The sequence below is a fragment of the Pseudomonas sp. LARHCG127 genome, assembly GCF_052871455.1.
Genome location: NZ_JBIXJT010000021.1, coordinates 1 through 16,553, shown reverse-complemented (window position 1 = coordinate 16,553; position 16,553 = coordinate 1). Strand labels below are relative to the sequence as shown.

The 16,553-nt window shown below is 61.5% G+C and carries 13 protein-coding genes and 1 pseudogene; 11 read left to right on the top strand and 3 right to left on the bottom strand.

Going from position 1 to position 16,553, the window contains the following annotated elements; genetic code table 11:
* Positions 1 to 473 precede the first annotated feature (473 nt).
* The 3 genes and pseudogenes from ACIPQ1_RS26205 to ACIPQ1_RS26195 all read left to right on the top strand — a co-directional run bounded on the left by ACIPQ1_RS26205 (position 474) and on the right by ACIPQ1_RS26195 (position 3,366).
* The gene (locus tag ACIPQ1_RS26205) at positions 474 to 1,733 is read left to right on the top strand and encodes a hypothetical protein (protein ID WP_411386863.1); all 1,260 of its coding nucleotides are present in this window, start codon (positions 474 to 476) and stop codon (positions 1,731 to 1,733) included.
* A 527-nt stretch (positions 1,734 to 2,260) separates the two neighbouring features.
* A pseudogene (locus tag ACIPQ1_RS26200) lies at positions 2,261 to 2,499 on the top strand (GntR family transcriptional regulator); the annotation flags it as partial.
* 15 nt (positions 2,500 to 2,514) lie between these two features.
* Positions 2,515 to 3,366, top strand: a complete 852-nt coding sequence (locus ACIPQ1_RS26195) for an urea carboxylase-associated family protein (protein WP_411386864.1) — start codon at positions 2,515 to 2,517, stop codon at positions 3,364 to 3,366.
* 183 nt (positions 3,367 to 3,549) lie between these two features.
* Here the strand turns inward: ACIPQ1_RS26195 and ACIPQ1_RS26190 are convergent, their stop codons facing one another.
* Together ACIPQ1_RS26190 and eat are read right to left on the bottom strand one after the other, a co-directional pair.
* Positions 3,550 to 3,717: a DUF2897 family protein gene (locus tag ACIPQ1_RS26190; protein ID WP_003183831.1), complete on the bottom strand. Its 168-nt coding sequence runs from the start codon at positions 3,715 to 3,717 to the stop codon at positions 3,550 to 3,552.
* Between the two features lie 120 nt (positions 3,718 to 3,837).
* Positions 3,838 to 5,202: an ethanolamine permease gene (gene eat, locus ACIPQ1_RS26185; RefSeq protein ID WP_186704738.1), complete on the bottom strand. Its 1,365-nt coding sequence runs from the start codon at positions 5,200 to 5,202 to the stop codon at positions 3,838 to 3,840.
* Between the two features lie 395 nt (positions 5,203 to 5,597).
* On the opposite strand from eat, the gene kdpF reads away from it, so the two are divergent.
* The 6 genes from kdpF (at position 5,598) to ACIPQ1_RS26155 (ending at position 13,779) form a co-directional block, all read left to right on the top strand.
* Entirely contained in the window at positions 5,598 to 5,687 is a 90-nt protein-coding gene (kdpF, locus tag ACIPQ1_RS26180; RefSeq protein ID WP_003218754.1) for a K(+)-transporting ATPase subunit F, read from the top strand.
* Between the two features lie 8 nt (positions 5,688 to 5,695).
* A complete protein-coding gene (kdpA, locus tag ACIPQ1_RS26175; RefSeq protein ID WP_446535034.1) occupies positions 5,696 to 7,390 on the top strand; it encodes a potassium-transporting ATPase subunit KdpA in 1,695 nt (564 codons plus the stop codon).
* A gap of 10 nt (positions 7,391 to 7,400) precedes the next feature.
* Positions 7,401 to 9,455, top strand: coding sequence for a potassium-transporting ATPase subunit KdpB (gene kdpB, locus ACIPQ1_RS26170; protein WP_411386866.1), 2,055 nt, complete (start codon positions 7,401 to 7,403; stop codon positions 9,453 to 9,455).
* Positions 9,456 to 9,671: 216 nt separating this feature from the next.
* Complete coding sequence (kdpC, locus tag ACIPQ1_RS26165) at positions 9,672 to 10,217, top strand: potassium-transporting ATPase subunit KdpC (RefSeq protein ID WP_250963489.1); 546 nt, start codon at positions 9,672 to 9,674, stop codon at positions 10,215 to 10,217.
* A 133-nt stretch (positions 10,218 to 10,350) separates the two neighbouring features.
* Entirely contained in the window at positions 10,351 to 13,002 is a 2,652-nt protein-coding gene (locus tag ACIPQ1_RS26160; RefSeq protein WP_446535033.1) for a DUF4118 domain-containing protein, read from the top strand.
* A 78-nt stretch (positions 13,003 to 13,080) separates the two neighbouring features.
* On the top strand, positions 13,081 to 13,779 hold the full coding sequence (locus tag ACIPQ1_RS26155; protein WP_411386868.1) for a response regulator: 699 nt from the start codon (positions 13,081 to 13,083) through the stop codon (positions 13,777 to 13,779).
* Positions 13,780 to 13,902: 123 nt separating this feature from the next.
* Here ACIPQ1_RS26155 and ACIPQ1_RS26150 read toward each other — a convergent pair whose 3' ends face one another.
* Positions 13,903 to 14,940 (bottom strand): patatin-like phospholipase family protein, encoded by a 1,038-nt coding sequence (locus tag ACIPQ1_RS26150; protein ID WP_186710805.1) that lies wholly within the window; start codon positions 14,938 to 14,940, stop codon positions 13,903 to 13,905.
* A 208-nt stretch (positions 14,941 to 15,148) separates the two neighbouring features.
* Here ACIPQ1_RS26150 and ACIPQ1_RS26145 point away from each other — a divergent pair, with 208 nt between their 5' ends.
* Both ACIPQ1_RS26145 and ACIPQ1_RS26140 read left to right on the top strand, forming a co-directional pair.
* A complete protein-coding gene (locus ACIPQ1_RS26145; protein WP_014337256.1) occupies positions 15,149 to 15,439 on the top strand; it encodes a hypothetical protein in 291 nt (96 codons plus the stop codon).
* Between the two features lie 92 nt (positions 15,440 to 15,531).
* Positions 15,532 to 16,293, top strand: a complete 762-nt coding sequence (locus ACIPQ1_RS26140) for a CHAD domain-containing protein (RefSeq protein WP_250962382.1) — start codon at positions 15,532 to 15,534, stop codon at positions 16,291 to 16,293.
* Positions 16,294 to 16,553: the final 260 nt, after the last annotated feature.

Genomic DNA, 16,553 nt, shown 5'->3' with positions numbered 1-16,553 from the left:
GGCGGTAGCGCTGCAATCGCGCTTGCCCGCTGCGTAGCAATAGGCACAGCCCCGTCCAGCGTTTCAAGCTATGACCAGACTTTGCCAATGGCCGAACCGTTGTGCTCGATATTGCGCTGGTCGACCATCCAGGCATGCAACTCATCCATCACGGGTACCGCTTTTTTTGCCCTATTCGGCGGCGTATATCCGGTTCCAAATTGGGATTGAGGCCCGTAGCCCAAGGCGATGCTTGCGATAGAGGTGCCGGGCTCGGCCACTTCTGGATGACCTTGTCTTTAAAAGATTTGCTTAGGTACGGCTGAGGGTGCGTGAAAAATCCGCTTGTTGGGCCAGAAATGGTGTCCACTTAAATTAGGACAGCAAGGCCTTCGGAGGTTGCGTCAGGAAGCTGAGGTGGCCGGACGGATACAGCCTATGGGCGGGGTAGAGGTATGCCACGCCTCCGTCCCTGAAGTGGTGGAAATAATGGTATGAGCAAATCCGTGGCTTGCGGCGTTTACGGTGTCATAATCCAACCCTTTTCAAGCAGGCGAGTTGTTTTGATGAACCGTAGGAGCTTTCTGATATCGGCAGGGGTTGTTGCAGCGTTCACTTCAGTTCCTTTAATTCGGCGTTATATGCCGAATCGACCACTGAATATCAGTAACGCATACAGTCTTTGGTACAATCGCCCGGCTGTCGCTGAAGTCGTTGGGGGGTTCTGTATTGGTTATATCAGCTCAACCGGTGATGTGCTGGTATCTGACGTCAGTGAGCGATTGCTTGTTAATAAGACAGCCAAGTTACATACTTTCGAAGGGGCTAGCGACCACGGTTCCCCGTCGCTATTAAGAATTCCTTCAGGGAAATATGCCGGTCATGTGATTGCTTGTTTCAGCAACCATTCTTCGCCGTTGTTCTTCGCTCGCACATCGCACCCAGGAACAATTGGAGAGTGGGGTAAGGTTCGTATAATCGATGGTGGGCGCTCGACCTATGTTTCGTTGGCAGCGCTGCCGGACGGAAAAATCGTTCTTATGCATACGCTACAAGAGCGTGTTGGGCAGTATTCAGCAGGTGAGTGGCGTAAAGTCGTGGCAAGGACTTCGGAAGATGGTGGTGATACTTGGAGCAACCCGATACTGATAGCAGGTATTGGCCCAGGCACTTTTCCATATTCAACGGCATTGTCAACTTCGGTCAATGGCCGTTGCGCGATGACATACGCTATATACTCAGCCGCGGCGAAACGTCATCAAGGTCTGACGGTGCTAATTACTGGCGATGCTTTTCAAACAAAACTCGAGATACCTATCGAACTTGGAGGCTGCGCATTGGCGGACACTGTTCCATTTGAGAGCAAGTGGGTTTCTGAAAGCGTGTTGTCGGTGTCCTACACCCAAATGGATGAAGGCCGGCATGTCGGGCTCAGCAGAGTTATTCTGGTTGATGTGGAGAATCGGCAATGCCTCTCTAATAGAGAAATTGCTGACGTGGCGGTCCATACTTACGCTGGCGGATCGGCAATTACAGACGATGGACTCTTCGCTGTTTTTTCCCCTGTTGATGGCGGATTGGTCAGGAAAGACCTAACGACAGGACACGTGGTCGAACTGGTTAAGAGTGGGAAATTCGCTTCTCCGATGTTAGTAAGGGTCAACAATCAGTCCCTGATTGTTGCGCTGAGGAATCCGTTGATCAGAACCACTAGAGACTTTTCGGGCGAACTCTTCATCATGCCGGGGGCATAGCAAGAATATTGCGTTCTGACATTACTGTAGTGATATTCAATGCTAAAACTTCGTCTGGGCGCTCTGTAAAAGTAATCGAAAGGTGCCTTTTTGGGCTTGGGCTTGTGCACCTGAATATTATTGACAAACGGCCACCGGCCCCAGGTTGCGCCCATCTTCATATAATCCAAACATCATTGGTGTACCCCGCTGAGTACCTCGTTACATTCTCGTCGGCATGGTCAGCAGAGCCTTAATTTACTTCTTTGGAATCCTACTGTCCTCTGCGCCTCACCCTGGCTCGTAGCCGCGAGGTAACGGTGCTAAATTCTGTGCATCCGGCATGGTTGAGGCGGTTTCTTACTCATCGACATAATGCGGCAGGAAGGACGATCAAGCTGTTTGTAAGAGGACGCAAGGCGAGGCTGTGCATCGATATGTTCCTCAAGCTCGACTAGGTTGGGAGGGGAGCGCTTACCTCGAACACCATCCGCGAAGCGCTACACCGCCTCGGCCAGGAAGGGTTGACCTGGTGCATGCGCGACAAAGGGATGATGCGCAGTCCGTTGCTGAGTTCTTCACTAATGTGATCGCACAACTGCGACTGGTGTTTAGCTCCGCACCCGATGAGGCGCGTTTCCAGGCGCCGTGGCTGGCCCGTGACCGACGCATCCATGATTGGCTGGCCGAAGGTGACAAGCTGGCGGCTCACGAAGCGATGAGCCTTTATCTCGATGATTCCGAGCAACTGCTTTTGCAGATGCTGGCTCCCACCCATCACCCCTGATCAAGGACCCGCGCCATGCACAAAGACTACCCAGCCGCCTACCAAGTCAGCAAAGGTTCAGCCCTGCAGGTGGACAAACCCTTCTACGACCGTATCCGCACCGAGCAGGACAAACGCACCCTGATCGAGCAGTTCGAAGTACCCATCCGCACCGGCCGCGCTTGGCACGTGCCCGCAGGTCATGTGTTCCGCGTCACCACCCCAGTAGGGCCGCAAGTGGGGGACTTCAACGTCTGGAATGCCCATGACCCGCGGGAGCGCCTGTGGGCGGCGCGCACCCGTCAGCTTCAGGGCGCTCATGTCAGCACCCATGATCGGTTGTGGTCGAACCTGCCATTCCTGCGGCCGTTGGTCACCATCACCGACGACAGCCTGGCTGGCTACGGCATCGATGAGCATGGTGGACGACTCCATGACCTGCTGGGTACGCGCTGTGATCCGTATGTGAACAAGATGCTGACCGGGGAGGATTTCCATCATCACTGCCATTCGAACCTGACCCGTGCGGTGTTGCCCCATGGCCTGACGGAGTTCGATGTGCATGACGTGCTGAATATTTTCCAGTGCACAGGGCTCAATCATGACGATATGTACTTCATGAAGGCCTGTCCGGCGCAGAAGGGGGATTACCTGGAGTTTTTTGCCGAGATCGATTTGTTGTGTGCCTTGTCCACCTGCCCGGGTGGTGACCTGTCGCTGGCGATGTGGGGGCCGGAGGCGCAGGATCCTCTCAGCGTCTGCCGTCCGCTGGGTGTGGAGATCTATCGGTTGGAGGATTCATTGCTGGAGGGCTGGAGCCAGCCTGAGCGGGCCGCGTACAAGGGGCTGCATGGCTTGCATATTGCCAAGGCGGATTGGGAAAAATAGCACCGCGTTTGCTATCGGGTGCCTGCTTGTGTGGCGAGGGAGCTTGCTCCCGCTGGGCTGCGCAGCAGCCCCAACGGCCAAAACTCGATTAGCCTGACACTCCGCGCCAGCAGGGTGAGGGCCGCTTCGCGCCCCAGCGGGAGCAAGCTCCCTCGCCACAAAAGCACTAAGCAAGCCAGGTCATCAACGATCCTTGGCTTCCTTCGCATCCATTTCCGCATTGCGCTCGGCAACACGCTTGCGCTGTTCGTCCGTGAGTTCGACTTTGTTGGCGGTGTCGCGCAGCATCATCAGGCCTCCCACGATCGAGCCGATTGCGACAATCAGAATCAACCAGGCATACCAGGGCATAGGGCTCTCCTTGAGGGCGCGATGGACAGACGAACGTTTCGCCAATCCATCGCACTTACCACTTATGAGCGAATGTTGTTCGCAGTGGTTCAATACTACGCCCGTTCGGCCGGCTTCACCTCACAGCCCGGTCAGCATCGCGTCGGCGGGAGCATCCGCACGCAGTTGTGCGGTGAGGACGAAGTAGACAAAGCCCACCGCCATGAAGCCAAGGAAGATCAGCCCGATCAGCGCGTTGAACCAGGCCATCGCCACCAGGCACACCACCGCCAGCACCAAGGCGATCCCCGGCACGATTGGGTAACCCGGTGCGCGGAAAGTACGTTCCAGGTTGGGTTCGGTTTTGCGCAGCTTGAACAGGCTGAGCATGCTCATGATGTACATGACGATGGCACCGAACACGGCCATGGTGATCATCGCGGCGGTGAGGGTCATGCCGCCGAGGTTGATCAGGCCGTCGCTGTAGATCGCGGCAATGCCGATCAGTCCGCCGGCGATGATGGCCCGGTGTGGGGTCTGGAAGCGTGACAGTTTGGCCAGGGAGGCGGGCAGGTAGCCGGCGCGGGCCAGGGCGAAGAACTGCCGTGAGTAGCCGAGGATGATGCCGTGGAAACTCGCCACCAGGCCGAACAGGCCGATCCACACCAGCATGTGCAGCCAGCCGGAGCTTTCGCCGACCACGGTTTTCATGGCTTGGGGCAGGGGATCGTTGATGTTCGACAGGGTACGCCAATCGCCGACGCCGCCGGCCATGAACATGACGCCCATCGCCAGGAACACCAGCGTCAGGATGCCGCTGATGTAGGCCTTGGGAATCGTGCGTTTCGGGTCCTTGGCTTCTTCGGCGGCCATGGCCGCGCCTTCGATGGCCAGGAAGAACCAGATGGCGAAAGGAATCGCGGCGAACATTCCGGCAATCGCCGGTGCGCCGAACACATCGGAGCCGGCCCAGCCGTTGAGGGCGAAGCTGCTGAAACTGAACGCCGGGGCGACGACGCCCATGAACACCAGCAGTTCGGCCACAGCCAGTACGCAGACCACCAACTCGAACGTTGCGGCCAGTTTGACCCCGAGGATGTTCAGGCCCATGAACACGATATAAGCGCCGACGGCGGCGTGTTTCGGGTCCAGCGCCGGGAACTGCACGTTCAGGTAGGCGCCGATGGCCAGGGCAATCGCTGGTGGGGCGAAGACGAATTCGATCAGTGTTGCCAGCCCGGCAATCAATCCGCCTTTCTCGCCGAAGGCGCGACGGCTGTAGGCAAACGGCCCGCCGGCATGGGGGATGGCGGTGGTCAGTTCGGTGAAGCTGAAAATGAAGCAGGTGTACATGGCCGCCACCATGAAGGAGGTCACCAGGAAGCCCAGTGTCCCGGCCACGCCCCAGCCGTAGCTCCAGCCGAAATACTCGCCGGAAATCACCAGGCCGACGGCAATGCCCCATAAATGCAGGGTGCCCAGGGTGGGTTTGAGTTGTGTGTTCATCGGTGGCTCCCCTCGATCCATAGCAAAAGCGCTGGGGAGGGGCTGTGCAGCGGGCGTGCCAGGCTGGCGGGGGGCAGTCGTAATGGGTGAAATCGTGTCGTATCGGGGATGTTCGCTGCCGGATGGCTTGGTTTTGTGCCCCAGTTCAGAGCGTTGGTGCCAGGGCTGGCCTTATCGCGAGCAAGCTCGCTCCCACAATGGTTCTGTTGTGAATACAGAATCCGCGTCCACTGAGAATTCCTGTGGGAGCGAGCTTGCTCGCGATGAGGCCAGCCCAGCCAATATTTTTTACAGATTCTTTATCCCGCAATCCCTTTCTCGATCTCGCTCCTTTACAGCCTCCCTACCGACAATCACTCCCCACACGGCACGACGCCGTACCACGGAGAAATCCCATGAGTGTTCTGGACGGGGTGTCGCTGCTGCTGGCAGTGGCGCTGTTCATTTATCTGCTGGTTGCGCTGTTGCGCGCCGATCGGAACTAGGAGCGGTTATGCACGGTTATGACTTCGGGCTGATCCTCGCCTTTTTCGCCCTGGTGCTGGTTCCGGCGCCGTTCCTGGGGCGGTTTTATTACCGAGTGATGGAAGGCCAGCGCACGTGGCTTTCGCCGATTCTCGGCCCGGTGGAGCGCGGTTGCTATCGCCTGGCCGGTGTCGACGCCACCGTTGAGCAGAGCTGGCAGAAATACACCCTGGCCTTGCTCGCGTTCAACCTGGCGGGTTTTGTCTTGCTGTTTGCGATTCTGCTGCTGCAGGGATATTTACCCCTCAATACCGAGCAACTGCCCGGCATGGAGTGGACCCAGGCCTTCAACACGGCCGTGAGCTTCATGACCAACACCAACTGGCAGTCCTACAGCGGTGAAGCGTCCCTGAGCTACTTGAGCCAGATGGTCGGCCTGACCGTGCAGAACTTTGTCAGCGCCGCCACCGGCCTGGCTGTGCTGGTGGCGCTGTGTCGCGGCATCGGGCGCAAGTCCGCCATGACGCTGGGTAACTTCTGGGTCGACATGACCCGCGCCACCCTCTACGGACTGTTGCCGCTGTGCCTGCTGCTGGCGTTATTCCTGGTCTGGCAGGGCGTGCCGCAGACCTTCGCCCACTATGTGCATGGGCTCACGCTGCAGGGTGCCGACCAGGTCATCCCGCTGGGGCCGGCCGCCAGCCAGATCGCGATCAAGCAACTGGGCACCAACGGCGGCGGTTTCTTCGGCGTCAACTCGGCGCACCCTTTCGAAAACCCGACGGCCTGGAGCAACCTGTTCGAAGTCGTTTCAATCATCCTGATTCCCGCCGCGCTGGTGTTCACCTTCGGTCATTACGTCAAGGATTTGCGCCAGAGCCGCGCGATCATCGCCTGCATGTTGGCCCTGTTCCTGATCGGCGGCGCGACGTCACTCTGGGCCGAATACCAGCCCAACCCGGCCCTGGACAACCCGGCCGTCGAACAAACCGCACCGCTGGAAGGCAAGGAAACCCGCTTCGGCACCACCGCCACCGTGCTGTGGTCGGTGACCACCACGGCTGCGTCCAACGGCTCGGTCAATGGCATGCACGACAGCCTCAACCCGCTCAGTGGCATGGTGTCGCTGGTGAACATGATGGTCGGCGAGGTGATCTTCGGCGGCGTCGGGGCCGGGCTCTACGGGATGCTGTTGAACGTGCTGATCGCGGTGTTCCTGGCCGGCTTGATGATCGGCCGCACCCCGGAATACCTGGGCAAGAAGCTGGGCGCCCGAGAGGTACAACTGTTGGTCGCAACGCTGCTGGTGATGCCCGTCAGCGTGCTGTTGCTGGGGGCTGTCGCCGCCAGCCTGCCCGGACCGGCCGCGGCGGTGAGCAACCCTGGCGCCCATGGTTTCAGCCAGTTGTTGTACGCCTACACCTCGGCGGGGGCGAACAACGGTTCGGCGTTCGCCGGGTTCGGTGCCAATACACCCTTCCACAACCTGATGCTGGGCCTGGGCATGCTGATCGGTCGGTTCGGCTACATCCTGCCGGTGCTGGCGTTGGCCGGCAGCCTGGCCTTGAAGAAGACCGCGCCGATTGGCCAGAACAGCTTTCCCACCCACGGCCCGCTGTTCGTGACCCTGTTGACCGTGACCATCCTGCTGGTCGGCGGCTTGACCTTCCTGCCGACCCTGGCGCTGGGGCCGATTGCCGAGCACCTGAGCATGGGCTTCTGAGGACTTGATGATGAATATGCCAATGAGCAAAACCATCGCCGCCAAGGCGCCGGAGCAACCCAAGACTCACCTGTCGGCCCTCTGGCGCCCGGCGTTGTTGCAAGCCTTCGTCAAGCTCGATCCTCGCCAGTTGCACCGTGCACCGGTGATGCTGGTGGTGGAGCTGACCGCGATCCTCACCACCGTGTTGTGCTTCATTCCTGACAGCGCCGTGCCGACCTTCGTCGCCGCGCAAATTGCGCTGTGGTTGTGGTTCACGGTGCTGTTCGCCAACTTCGCCGAAGCCTTGGCCGAAGGGCGGGGCAAGGCCCGGGCCGACAGCTTGAAGGCCGGCAGCGAAGGCCTCAATGCCCGTCGCCAGACCGCCAGCGGTTTTGAAATCATCCCCGCCACCCGTCTGCGCAAAGGCGATGTGGTGCGCGTCGAGGCCGGCGACATGATCCCCGGCGACGGTGAAGTGATCGAAGGCATCGCCGCGGTCAATGAGGCGGCGATCACTGGCGAATCGGCGCCGGTCATCCGCGAATCCGGCGGCGATCGCTCGGCCGTCACCGGCAATACGCGACTGGTCTCCGACTGGCTGCTAATACGCATCACCAGCAATCCTGGTGAGTCCACCCTGGACCGCATGATCGCTTTGGTGGAAGGTGCCAAGCGCCAGAAAACGCCGAACGAGGTGGCGCTGGACATCCTGTTGATCGGCCTGACGCTGATCTTCCTGCTGGTGGTGGTGACGCTGCAGCCGTTCGCCCATTTCGCCAACGCCAGCCTGCCGCTGGTGTTTCTGGTGGCCCTGCTGGTCACCTTGATTCCCACCACCATCGGCGGGTTGCTGTCGGCCATCGGCATCGCCGGGATGGACCGCTTGGTGCGCCTGAATGTGATTGCCAAATCCGGCCGCGCGGTCGAGGCGGCGGGGGATGTGCATGTGTTGATGCTGGACAAGACCGGCACCATCACTTTTGGCAATCGTCGCTGCACGGCGGTCTATGCCGCCCCCGGTGTGACTGCCAAGGAACTGGCCGAAGGCGCGCTGTTCGCCTCGTTGGCCGATGACACGGCGGAGGGCAAGTCCATCGTCGAGTACCTGCGCGGTTTGCAACCACAGCCCGAGCCTGGCATCGAAGCGCTGACGGCTGTGCCGTTCAGTGCTGAAACCCGTTTGTCCGGGGTCGACTATCAGGGCCGCATCTACCGCAAGGGCGCCGTGGATTCCTTGCTGGATTTCATCGGCCTCGCACGCAATGAGTTGCCGTCGGCACTGGCGCGGGAGGTCGACAAGATCGCCCAGAGTGGCGGCACGCCGCTGCTGGTGTGCATGGACGGCAGGTTGCTGGGAGCCATCCATCTCAAGGACGTGGTCAAGCCGGGCATCCGCGAGCGTTTCGCCGAGTTGCGCAAGCTGGGGATCCGCACGGTGATGGTCACCGGCGATAACCCGCTGACTGCCGCGGCGATTGCCGCCGAGGCGGGTGTCGATGATGTGTTGGCGGAGGCTACGCCGGAGAAGAAGCTGGCGCGTATCCGTCACGAACAAAATGACGGTCGGCTGGTGGCCATGTGCGGCGACGGTGCCAACGACGCCCCGGCCCTGGCCCAGGCCGATGTCGGCATGGCGATGAACGACGGTACCCAGGCCGCTCGGGAGGCGGCCAACATGGTCGATCTCGACAGCGACCCGACCAAACTGCTGGACGTGGTGCAGATCGGCAAGGAGTTGCTGGTGACCCGTGGGGCGCTGACCACCTTTTCCATCGCGAACGACATCGCCAAGTACTTCGCGATCCTGCCGGCACTGTTCGCCTCGATTTATCCGCAGCTCGGTGTGTTGAACGTGATGCACCTGAGCAGCCCGCAGAGCGCGATTTTGTCGGCGATTGTCTTCAACGCCTTGATCATCGTCGTGCTCATCCCCCTGGCCCTGCGCGGCGTGCGCGTGCAAGCGGCAAGCGCGGCGGCGTTGTTGCGGCGCAATCTGTTGATCTATGGCCTGGGCGGGATCGTGGTGCCGTTCGTGGGGATCAAGGCGATCGATATGTTGCTGACGGCGTTGGGGCTGGTTTGAGCCTGATGCTTGGTTGTTGTGACAGGAGAAGCTTTTGTGGCGAGGGAGCTTGCTCCCGCTGGGCTGCGAAGCAGCCCCAAAGAAGCTGAACGCAATCTATCTGCCACACCGCGTCGCAGGTCTTCGGGGCTGCTACGCAGCCCAGCGGGAGCAAGCTCCCTCGCCACAAATGGATGTGCCTGCAAATCAGCTGTTTTCTTATTCGAGGGTTTTGAGATGTCCACTCTGATTCGCCCGGCCTTGAGCCTGTTATTACTGATGAGCCTGATCACCGGTGTCGCTTACCCGCTGGTAGTCACCGGCGTGGCGCAAGTCGCGTTTCCCGCCCAGGCCAACGGCAGCCTGGTCGTCGACGCCGCCGGCAAGGTCCGAGGCTCTACGCTGATCGCCCAGGATTTCACCGGTGATGCCTGGTTTCATCCACGGCCATCGGCCGGTGCCTTCGCCACGGTCGCCAGCGGTGCCAGCAACTTCTCCCCGAGCAACCCGGCCCTGGCCACACGGGTGATCGATGCCGCCGGCAAGCTCCAGGTGCCCGGTCAGGGCCCGGTGCCGCTGGCGCTGTTGACCACCTCCGCCAGCGGGCTGGATCCGCACTTGCCTCCGGCGGCGATTGCCTATCAACTGGCGCGTGTCGCCGCGGCGCGCAACCTGCCGATCTCGACGTTGCAGCCATTGCTCGATGCCAACACCGAGCAACCCTTGGTGGGACCGCCTGTGGTGAATGTGCTGGCGCTGAACCTGGCCCTGGAAAAACTGTAGGAACCTGTGGGGAGCGAGCTTGCTCGCGATGAGGGTGTATCAGTCGCCATCGATGTCGGCTGACCTGTCGCTATCGCGAGCAAGCTCGCTCCCACAGGGTGACTGACCTATTCGAAAGATGAGAATCCCCAACATGAGCGACTCCGGCCGCGCCGACGCACTGTTAGCCAATCTGCCCCGCAACGGCCGTGGCCGGCTCAAGGTCTTCCTGGGCGCGGCCCCGGGTGTGGGCAAGACCTACGCCATGCTGCAAGCGGCCCACAGCCAATTGCGCCAAGGCGTGAGGGTCATGGCCGGGGTGGTGGAGACCCACGGTCGCAGCGAAACCGAAGCGCTGCTCGGCGGCCTGGTACAGCAGCCGTTGGTGCGTTCGGAATATCGCGGTGTGATGCTCGAGGAAATGGACCTCGACGGTCTGCTCGCCGCCCGGCCGCCCTTGGTCCTGGTGGACGAACTGGCCCACAGCAACGCGCCCGGCAGCCGCCATGCCAAACGCTGGCAGGACATTCAGGACCTGCTCGCGGCGGGCATCGATGTCTACACCACCGTCAATGTCCAGCATCTGGAAAGCCTCAACGACCAGGTACGCGGCATCACCGGCGTGCAGGTGCGCGAGACGTTGCCGGACTGGGTCCTGCAGGAAGCCGATGAACTGCTGCTGATTGACCTGCCGCCACGTGAGCTGCTGGAGCGCCTGCGCGATGGCAAGGTCTACGTGCCGGAGCAGGCTCGGGCGGCGATCGATGCGTTTTTCTCCCAGACCAACCTCACCGCGTTGCGTGAGCTGGCGATGCAGACGGCCGCCGCCCAGGTCGACAATGACTTGGCCCAGGGTTATCGACAACTGGGCCAGGCCGCGCCGGCGGTGCGCGGACGCTTGCTGGTAGGTGTGGACGGTGACGTGCAGGCTGAACGCCTGGTGCGCCATGCCAGCCGCGTCGCCCAGCGTCGGCATCTGCCGTGGAGCCTGGTGCATGTGGACAACGGCAGTGCCCGTGACGAACTCTCGCGCCAGCGTTTGCAGAACGCCCAGCAACTGGCTGAACGTCTTGGTGGCGAGGTCGTGTTGCTGCGGGCCGGGGAAGTGGCCAGGACGCTGATCCAGCATGCCAGCGAACGGCGTGCCACGCTGCTGCTGGTGGGGCAGTCCCGGCCACGTCTGCGCCGACGCCTGTTTGGCGGCGGCCTCGCTTCGCGTTTGCTGCGCGATGCCCGGGGCCTGGAGATCAACGTGCTGGACAGCGATGAGCAACCGCGTCCTGCCCGCGTGCGTTCCAGCGCCGTCCAGACCGGGTTCGATTATGTGCTGGCATTGCTGGCGACCGCGGCGGCCAGCGCATTGGCCTGGGGTATCTCGGGGTTGCTGGCGTTGCCCAATATCTCCCTGGTGTTCCTGATGGCGGTCTTGCTGGTGGCGGTGCGCAGCAGTCTCGGCCCGGCGCTGGCCTGCGCGGCGCTGTCGTTCCTGGCTTATGACTTCCTGTTCATCCCGCCGAACTTTTCCCTGACCATCCAGCGCGAAGAAGACGTGCTGACGCTGGTGTTTTTCCTGCTCATGGCGGCCCTGACCGGCAATCTTGCCGCTCGCCAGCGTCGCCAGTTGCAGGCCTTGCGCGATACCCAACAGGAAACCGGCGAGCTGCTCGACCTGTCCCGCAAACTCACGGCCGCCACCGACCGCCAGGCGGTGATCAGCGCCGCCGTGCAGCACTTCAACGATTGGCACGACTTGCAACTGTGCCTGCTCAATCGCGATGGCCAGGGCGGTTGGAAGGCCGAAAGTGGTGAGCCGTTGACCTTCACCGAGGCCGAACGGGCGGCGGCCGACTGGTCCTGGCAGCACGACCAGCCGGCTGGCGCCGGCACCGGGACACTGCCTTCCGGGCGTTGGTGGTGGTGGCCGTTATCGGCGGAAGGGGGGCCGCTGGCATTGCTGGGCGTATGCCCGAAAGAAGGCAAGCCGTTGAGTGGCCAGCGCCGCCGTTTGCTGGCGGCCCTCAGTCAGCCCTTGGCCCAGGCGCTGGCGCGGGCGCAACTGGCCCAGGACCTGGAGGCGGCGCGTCTGCATGGTGAAACCGAACAACTGCGCAGCGCCTTGCTGGCTTCAGTGTCCCACGACCTGCGCACACCGCTGACCGCCATGCGCGGCAGCATCGACAGCCTGCTGGCGCTGGGTGAGGCGATCCCGCTGGCCGATCGTCGCGAGCTGCTGGAAGGCACCCGCGATGAGGCCGAGCGGCTGGATCGCTACATCCAGAACCTGCTGGACATGACCCGCCTCGGCCACGGTGCCCTGAAACTGGCGCGGGACTGGGTTGCGCCGGCTGATATCGTCGGCAGCGCGCTGAGCCGCTTGCGGGCGGTGTTGGCGCCGCTGACGCTGAGTATCGAGGTGCCTGCCGAACTTCCCTTATTGCATGTCCATGCAGCATTGATCGAGCAGGCGCTGGTGAACGTGCTGGAGAACGCGGCGCGCTTCTCGCCGGCCCAAGGACGCCTGTTGCTGAGCGCCGGGGCGACCGACAGCGAGGTGTTTTTTGCCGTGGCCGATGAAGGGCCCGGGATTCCTGAAGAGGAACGGGAGAAAATCTTCGACATGTTCTATACCGCCGCGCGCGGTGATCGGGGCGGGCAGGGCACGGGGTTGGGGCTGGCGATCTGTCAGGGCATGGTCGGCGCCCACGGCGGGCGAATCAGCGTGGCCGAAGGTCTCGAGGGACGCGGCACCTGCATCACGTTGCACCTGCCGTTGCAGGCGCAACCAGGCATGGACGATGAAGCTTGAGCCCGGCTGAGATACTCTTTTGTTACCCGCAGCTTGCGACCTGCTAGCCTTTCCATTTGATTGCAATGAACGAGCCCCATGAGCCAGACCGCGACCCTTTTGGTCATCGATGACGAACCGCAGATCCGCAAATTCCTGCGCATCAGCCTGAGCTCCCAAGGCTACAAGGTGCTGGAAGCCGGCACCGGCGCCGAAGGGCTGGCCCAAGCGGCGCTGAACAAACCCGACTTGCTGGTGCTCGACCTGGGCCTGCCGGACATGGACGGCCAGCAGGTGTTGCGCGAGTTTCGCCAATGGTCGACGGTGCCGGTGCTGGTGCTCTCGGTGCGGGCCAGCGAAGCGCAAAAAGTCGAGGCGCTGGACAACGGCGCCAACGATTACGTGACCAAGCCGTTCGGCATCCAGGAATTCCTCGCCCGTATTCGCGCCCTGTTGCGCCAGGCCCCGACCGGCGAGCCCCAGGAGGCTGCGCTGAAGTTCGGACCGCTGACGGTGGACCTGGCCTATCGACGGGTGCTGCTGGACGACACCGAAGTGGCCTTGACCCGCAAGGAGTACGCCGTCCTGGCGCAACTGGCGCGGCATCCGGGGCGGGTCATCACCCAGCAACAACTGCTCAAGGACATCTGGGGCCCGACCCACACCGAAGACAGTCACTACCTGCGGATCGTGGTCGGTCACCTGCGCCAGAAGCTGGCCGACGACCCGACCCGGCCGCGGTTCATCGTGACCGAGGCGGGGGTGGGGTATCGGTTGTTGGGGGAGGGTGGGCTTTAGTTCTGTGTTGTCTGGGCTGTGGCCATCGCGAGCAAGCTCGCTCCCACAGGGGCAGTGTCCACCGCAGATCCAATGTGGGAGCGAGCTTGCTCGCGATGAGGCCCGCACAGCCACCGCAAATCCCTAGTTCTGCTCACGCTCATACCGATCCAGGGTATCGCTGGCAATCTCCCGCCCCAGGGCGATCAATTCCGGCGCCTTGTAGAACTCGAAGAACCGGCACACCCGCTTCGGCACGTTGATCAGCACATCCGGCGGGTAACCGGCGATCTTGTACTGGGCCAGGGAGGTCTGCATCACTTCGAAACTCTGGTTGATCAAGTCCAGCAACGAGGCCGGGCCGACGTTATCGATGATGAATGAACCGGTGGCGGATTTCGGCGCGCCTTCGTTCTCCGGCGCGGCAGCCGGTTGTTGGCCTTCGGGCTCGGCCGAGTCGATCCACGGGTTGATGTCGGCGGCCTCGGCCTTCAAGGCTTCCTGCTCCAGCAGCAACAGTTGTTCGGCCTGCTTGCGGCGAAACGGCAGGCGCGAACCCAGCGAGCTGACCAGGGTGTCGAAGCGACGCCTGAACGCGGCGGGGCGCGGAATCACCGGTAAGCGATATTGTTTCTGATTGGTGGCGTTGAGGTTGACGGCGATGATCAGGTCGCAGTGGCTCGACACCACCGGCACGATCGGCAACGGATTGAGCAGGCCGCCATCGACCAGCATACGATTGCCTTGCATCACCGGCGTGAACAGGCTGGGAATCGCCGCCGAGGCGCGCATTGCCTGGTGCAGGCAACCTTCCTGGAACCAGATTTCCTGCTGGTTGGTCAGGTCGGTGGCCACGGCGGTGTAGGGAATGCGCAGGTCCTCGATATTGATGTCGCCGACGATCTTGTGGATCTGCCCGAACACTTTCTCACCGCGAATCGCCCCCAGGCGAAAGCTGACGTCCACCAGCCGCAGGACATCCAGGTAGTCGAGGCTTTCGATCCAGTCGCGGTAATCCTTGAGCTTGCCCGCGGCATAGATCCCGCCGACGACAGCGCCCATGGAACAACCGGCGATGCAGGCGATGTCATAGCCGCGTCGTTCGATTTCTTCGATCACCCCGATATGGGCATAGCCCCGGGCTCCACCCGAACCCAATACCAATGCGACACGTTTTGTCATGACCCGGCCTCTTGTCGAACAGGCTTCAACAATGCACTCATCGACGGCTCGGCTCAATCATTGTGGCGCACGCGTCGTTATTTGATACGCCAGCGCGGCATTTGCGTATTCTTTCCCACACTGGAATTTACCCGGTCGGGCCTTGGCACTTTTTGCCGGTGCGACCGTCTTACCAGCACGACTGTTTTCCTGACTTGAGGTGTAATCGATGAAAGCCCGGATCTGCCTGCCCCTGGTGGCTTCCCTGATGGTTCTGGCCCTGGCTGGTTGCGCAGGCAAAACCGCTTACCGTGACAGCTGTGGCAGCCAACTCGACAGCGCCTGGCGTGAACTGGACCTGGCCAAGGCCGAAGGTTTTGCCGGCACCGTCAGCTACTCCAAGGCCTTGTCCCTGCTGACTGGCGCCAAGACCCAGCAGCAATTCGAAGCGTTCGAAGGCTGCGCCAAAAAAGCCGAGAAGGCGCGTTTCTACATCCGCGAATCCCGCGCGGGACGATAAAAACAGCTACAAGTTATAAGTAAGGAACGTGCGACGCGCTCCTTACTTGCGGCTTGAGCTCCCGACTTGAAGCTGCGTACGGAGTGCGCCCAATGATCGATCGGCTGGTGGCCCGCATACTGGGCCTGGAAGTCCGCCTGCTGGCCTGTCAGGCCCGCTTGAATGCCCACACCGACAGCGAAGCCCTGCATGACCTGCGCACGACGGTACGCCGTTTGCGCAGCTTGTTGCGTCCGCTGCGTGGATTGCCTGGCGTCGAACAACTGGAAACGGCGGCTTCGGCGGTCGGTACGTTGACCACCCCCCTGCGCGACCGCGAAGTGTTGGCGGCTTACCTTGAGCAACACGGCCAGATCGCGGCGGCGCGGCGACGCCAGGTGCAAATGGCCGATGCCTATCCCGCCGTGGCCGCCAGTGTCGAGCTGGCCCAGTTGTTGATGATCCTCGATGCGTTCCCGCGCTTCATTCGCGCCGCCCAGCGTGAGGGGTTGCTGAAGGGCTTGCGCAAACGCATCGAAAAGCGCCTGGACAAGCAATGGAAGAAACTCGACGAAGCCCTGCGCGATCCGGCCCATGACCGCCACCGTTTGCGCTTGTTGATCAAGCGTGTGCGCTACGCCATCGAAGCTTACCCTGAGCTCGACCGCCTGCCCGAAGCGGCCATGCCCCGACTCAAATCCGCCCAGGGCGCGCTGGGCGACTGGCATGATTGCTGGCAATGGCTGGCCAGGGCCAAGGAAGAAACCGATCTGCACGCTTGCGTACCGACCTGGCACGCCACGATGGAAAAGGCCGAGGCCAAGTCCGACAAGGTGCTCGACAAGTTGATCGCGAGTTGCTTCGGAAAGTCCTGAACCCACCGTATTCCCCCTATGGGACTTTCCTTTTGTGGGAGCGAGCTTGCTCGCGATAGCGGTGTGTCAGCTTGCGTAATGATTGACTGGTACACCGCTATCGCGAGCAAGCTCGCTCCCACAATGGTTCTGTTGTGAATACAGAATCCGCGTCCACTGAGAATACCTGTGGGAGCGAGCTTGCTCGCGATGAGGCCAGCCCAGCCAATATTTTTTACAGATTCTTTATCCCGCAATCCCTTTCTCGATCTCGCTCCTTT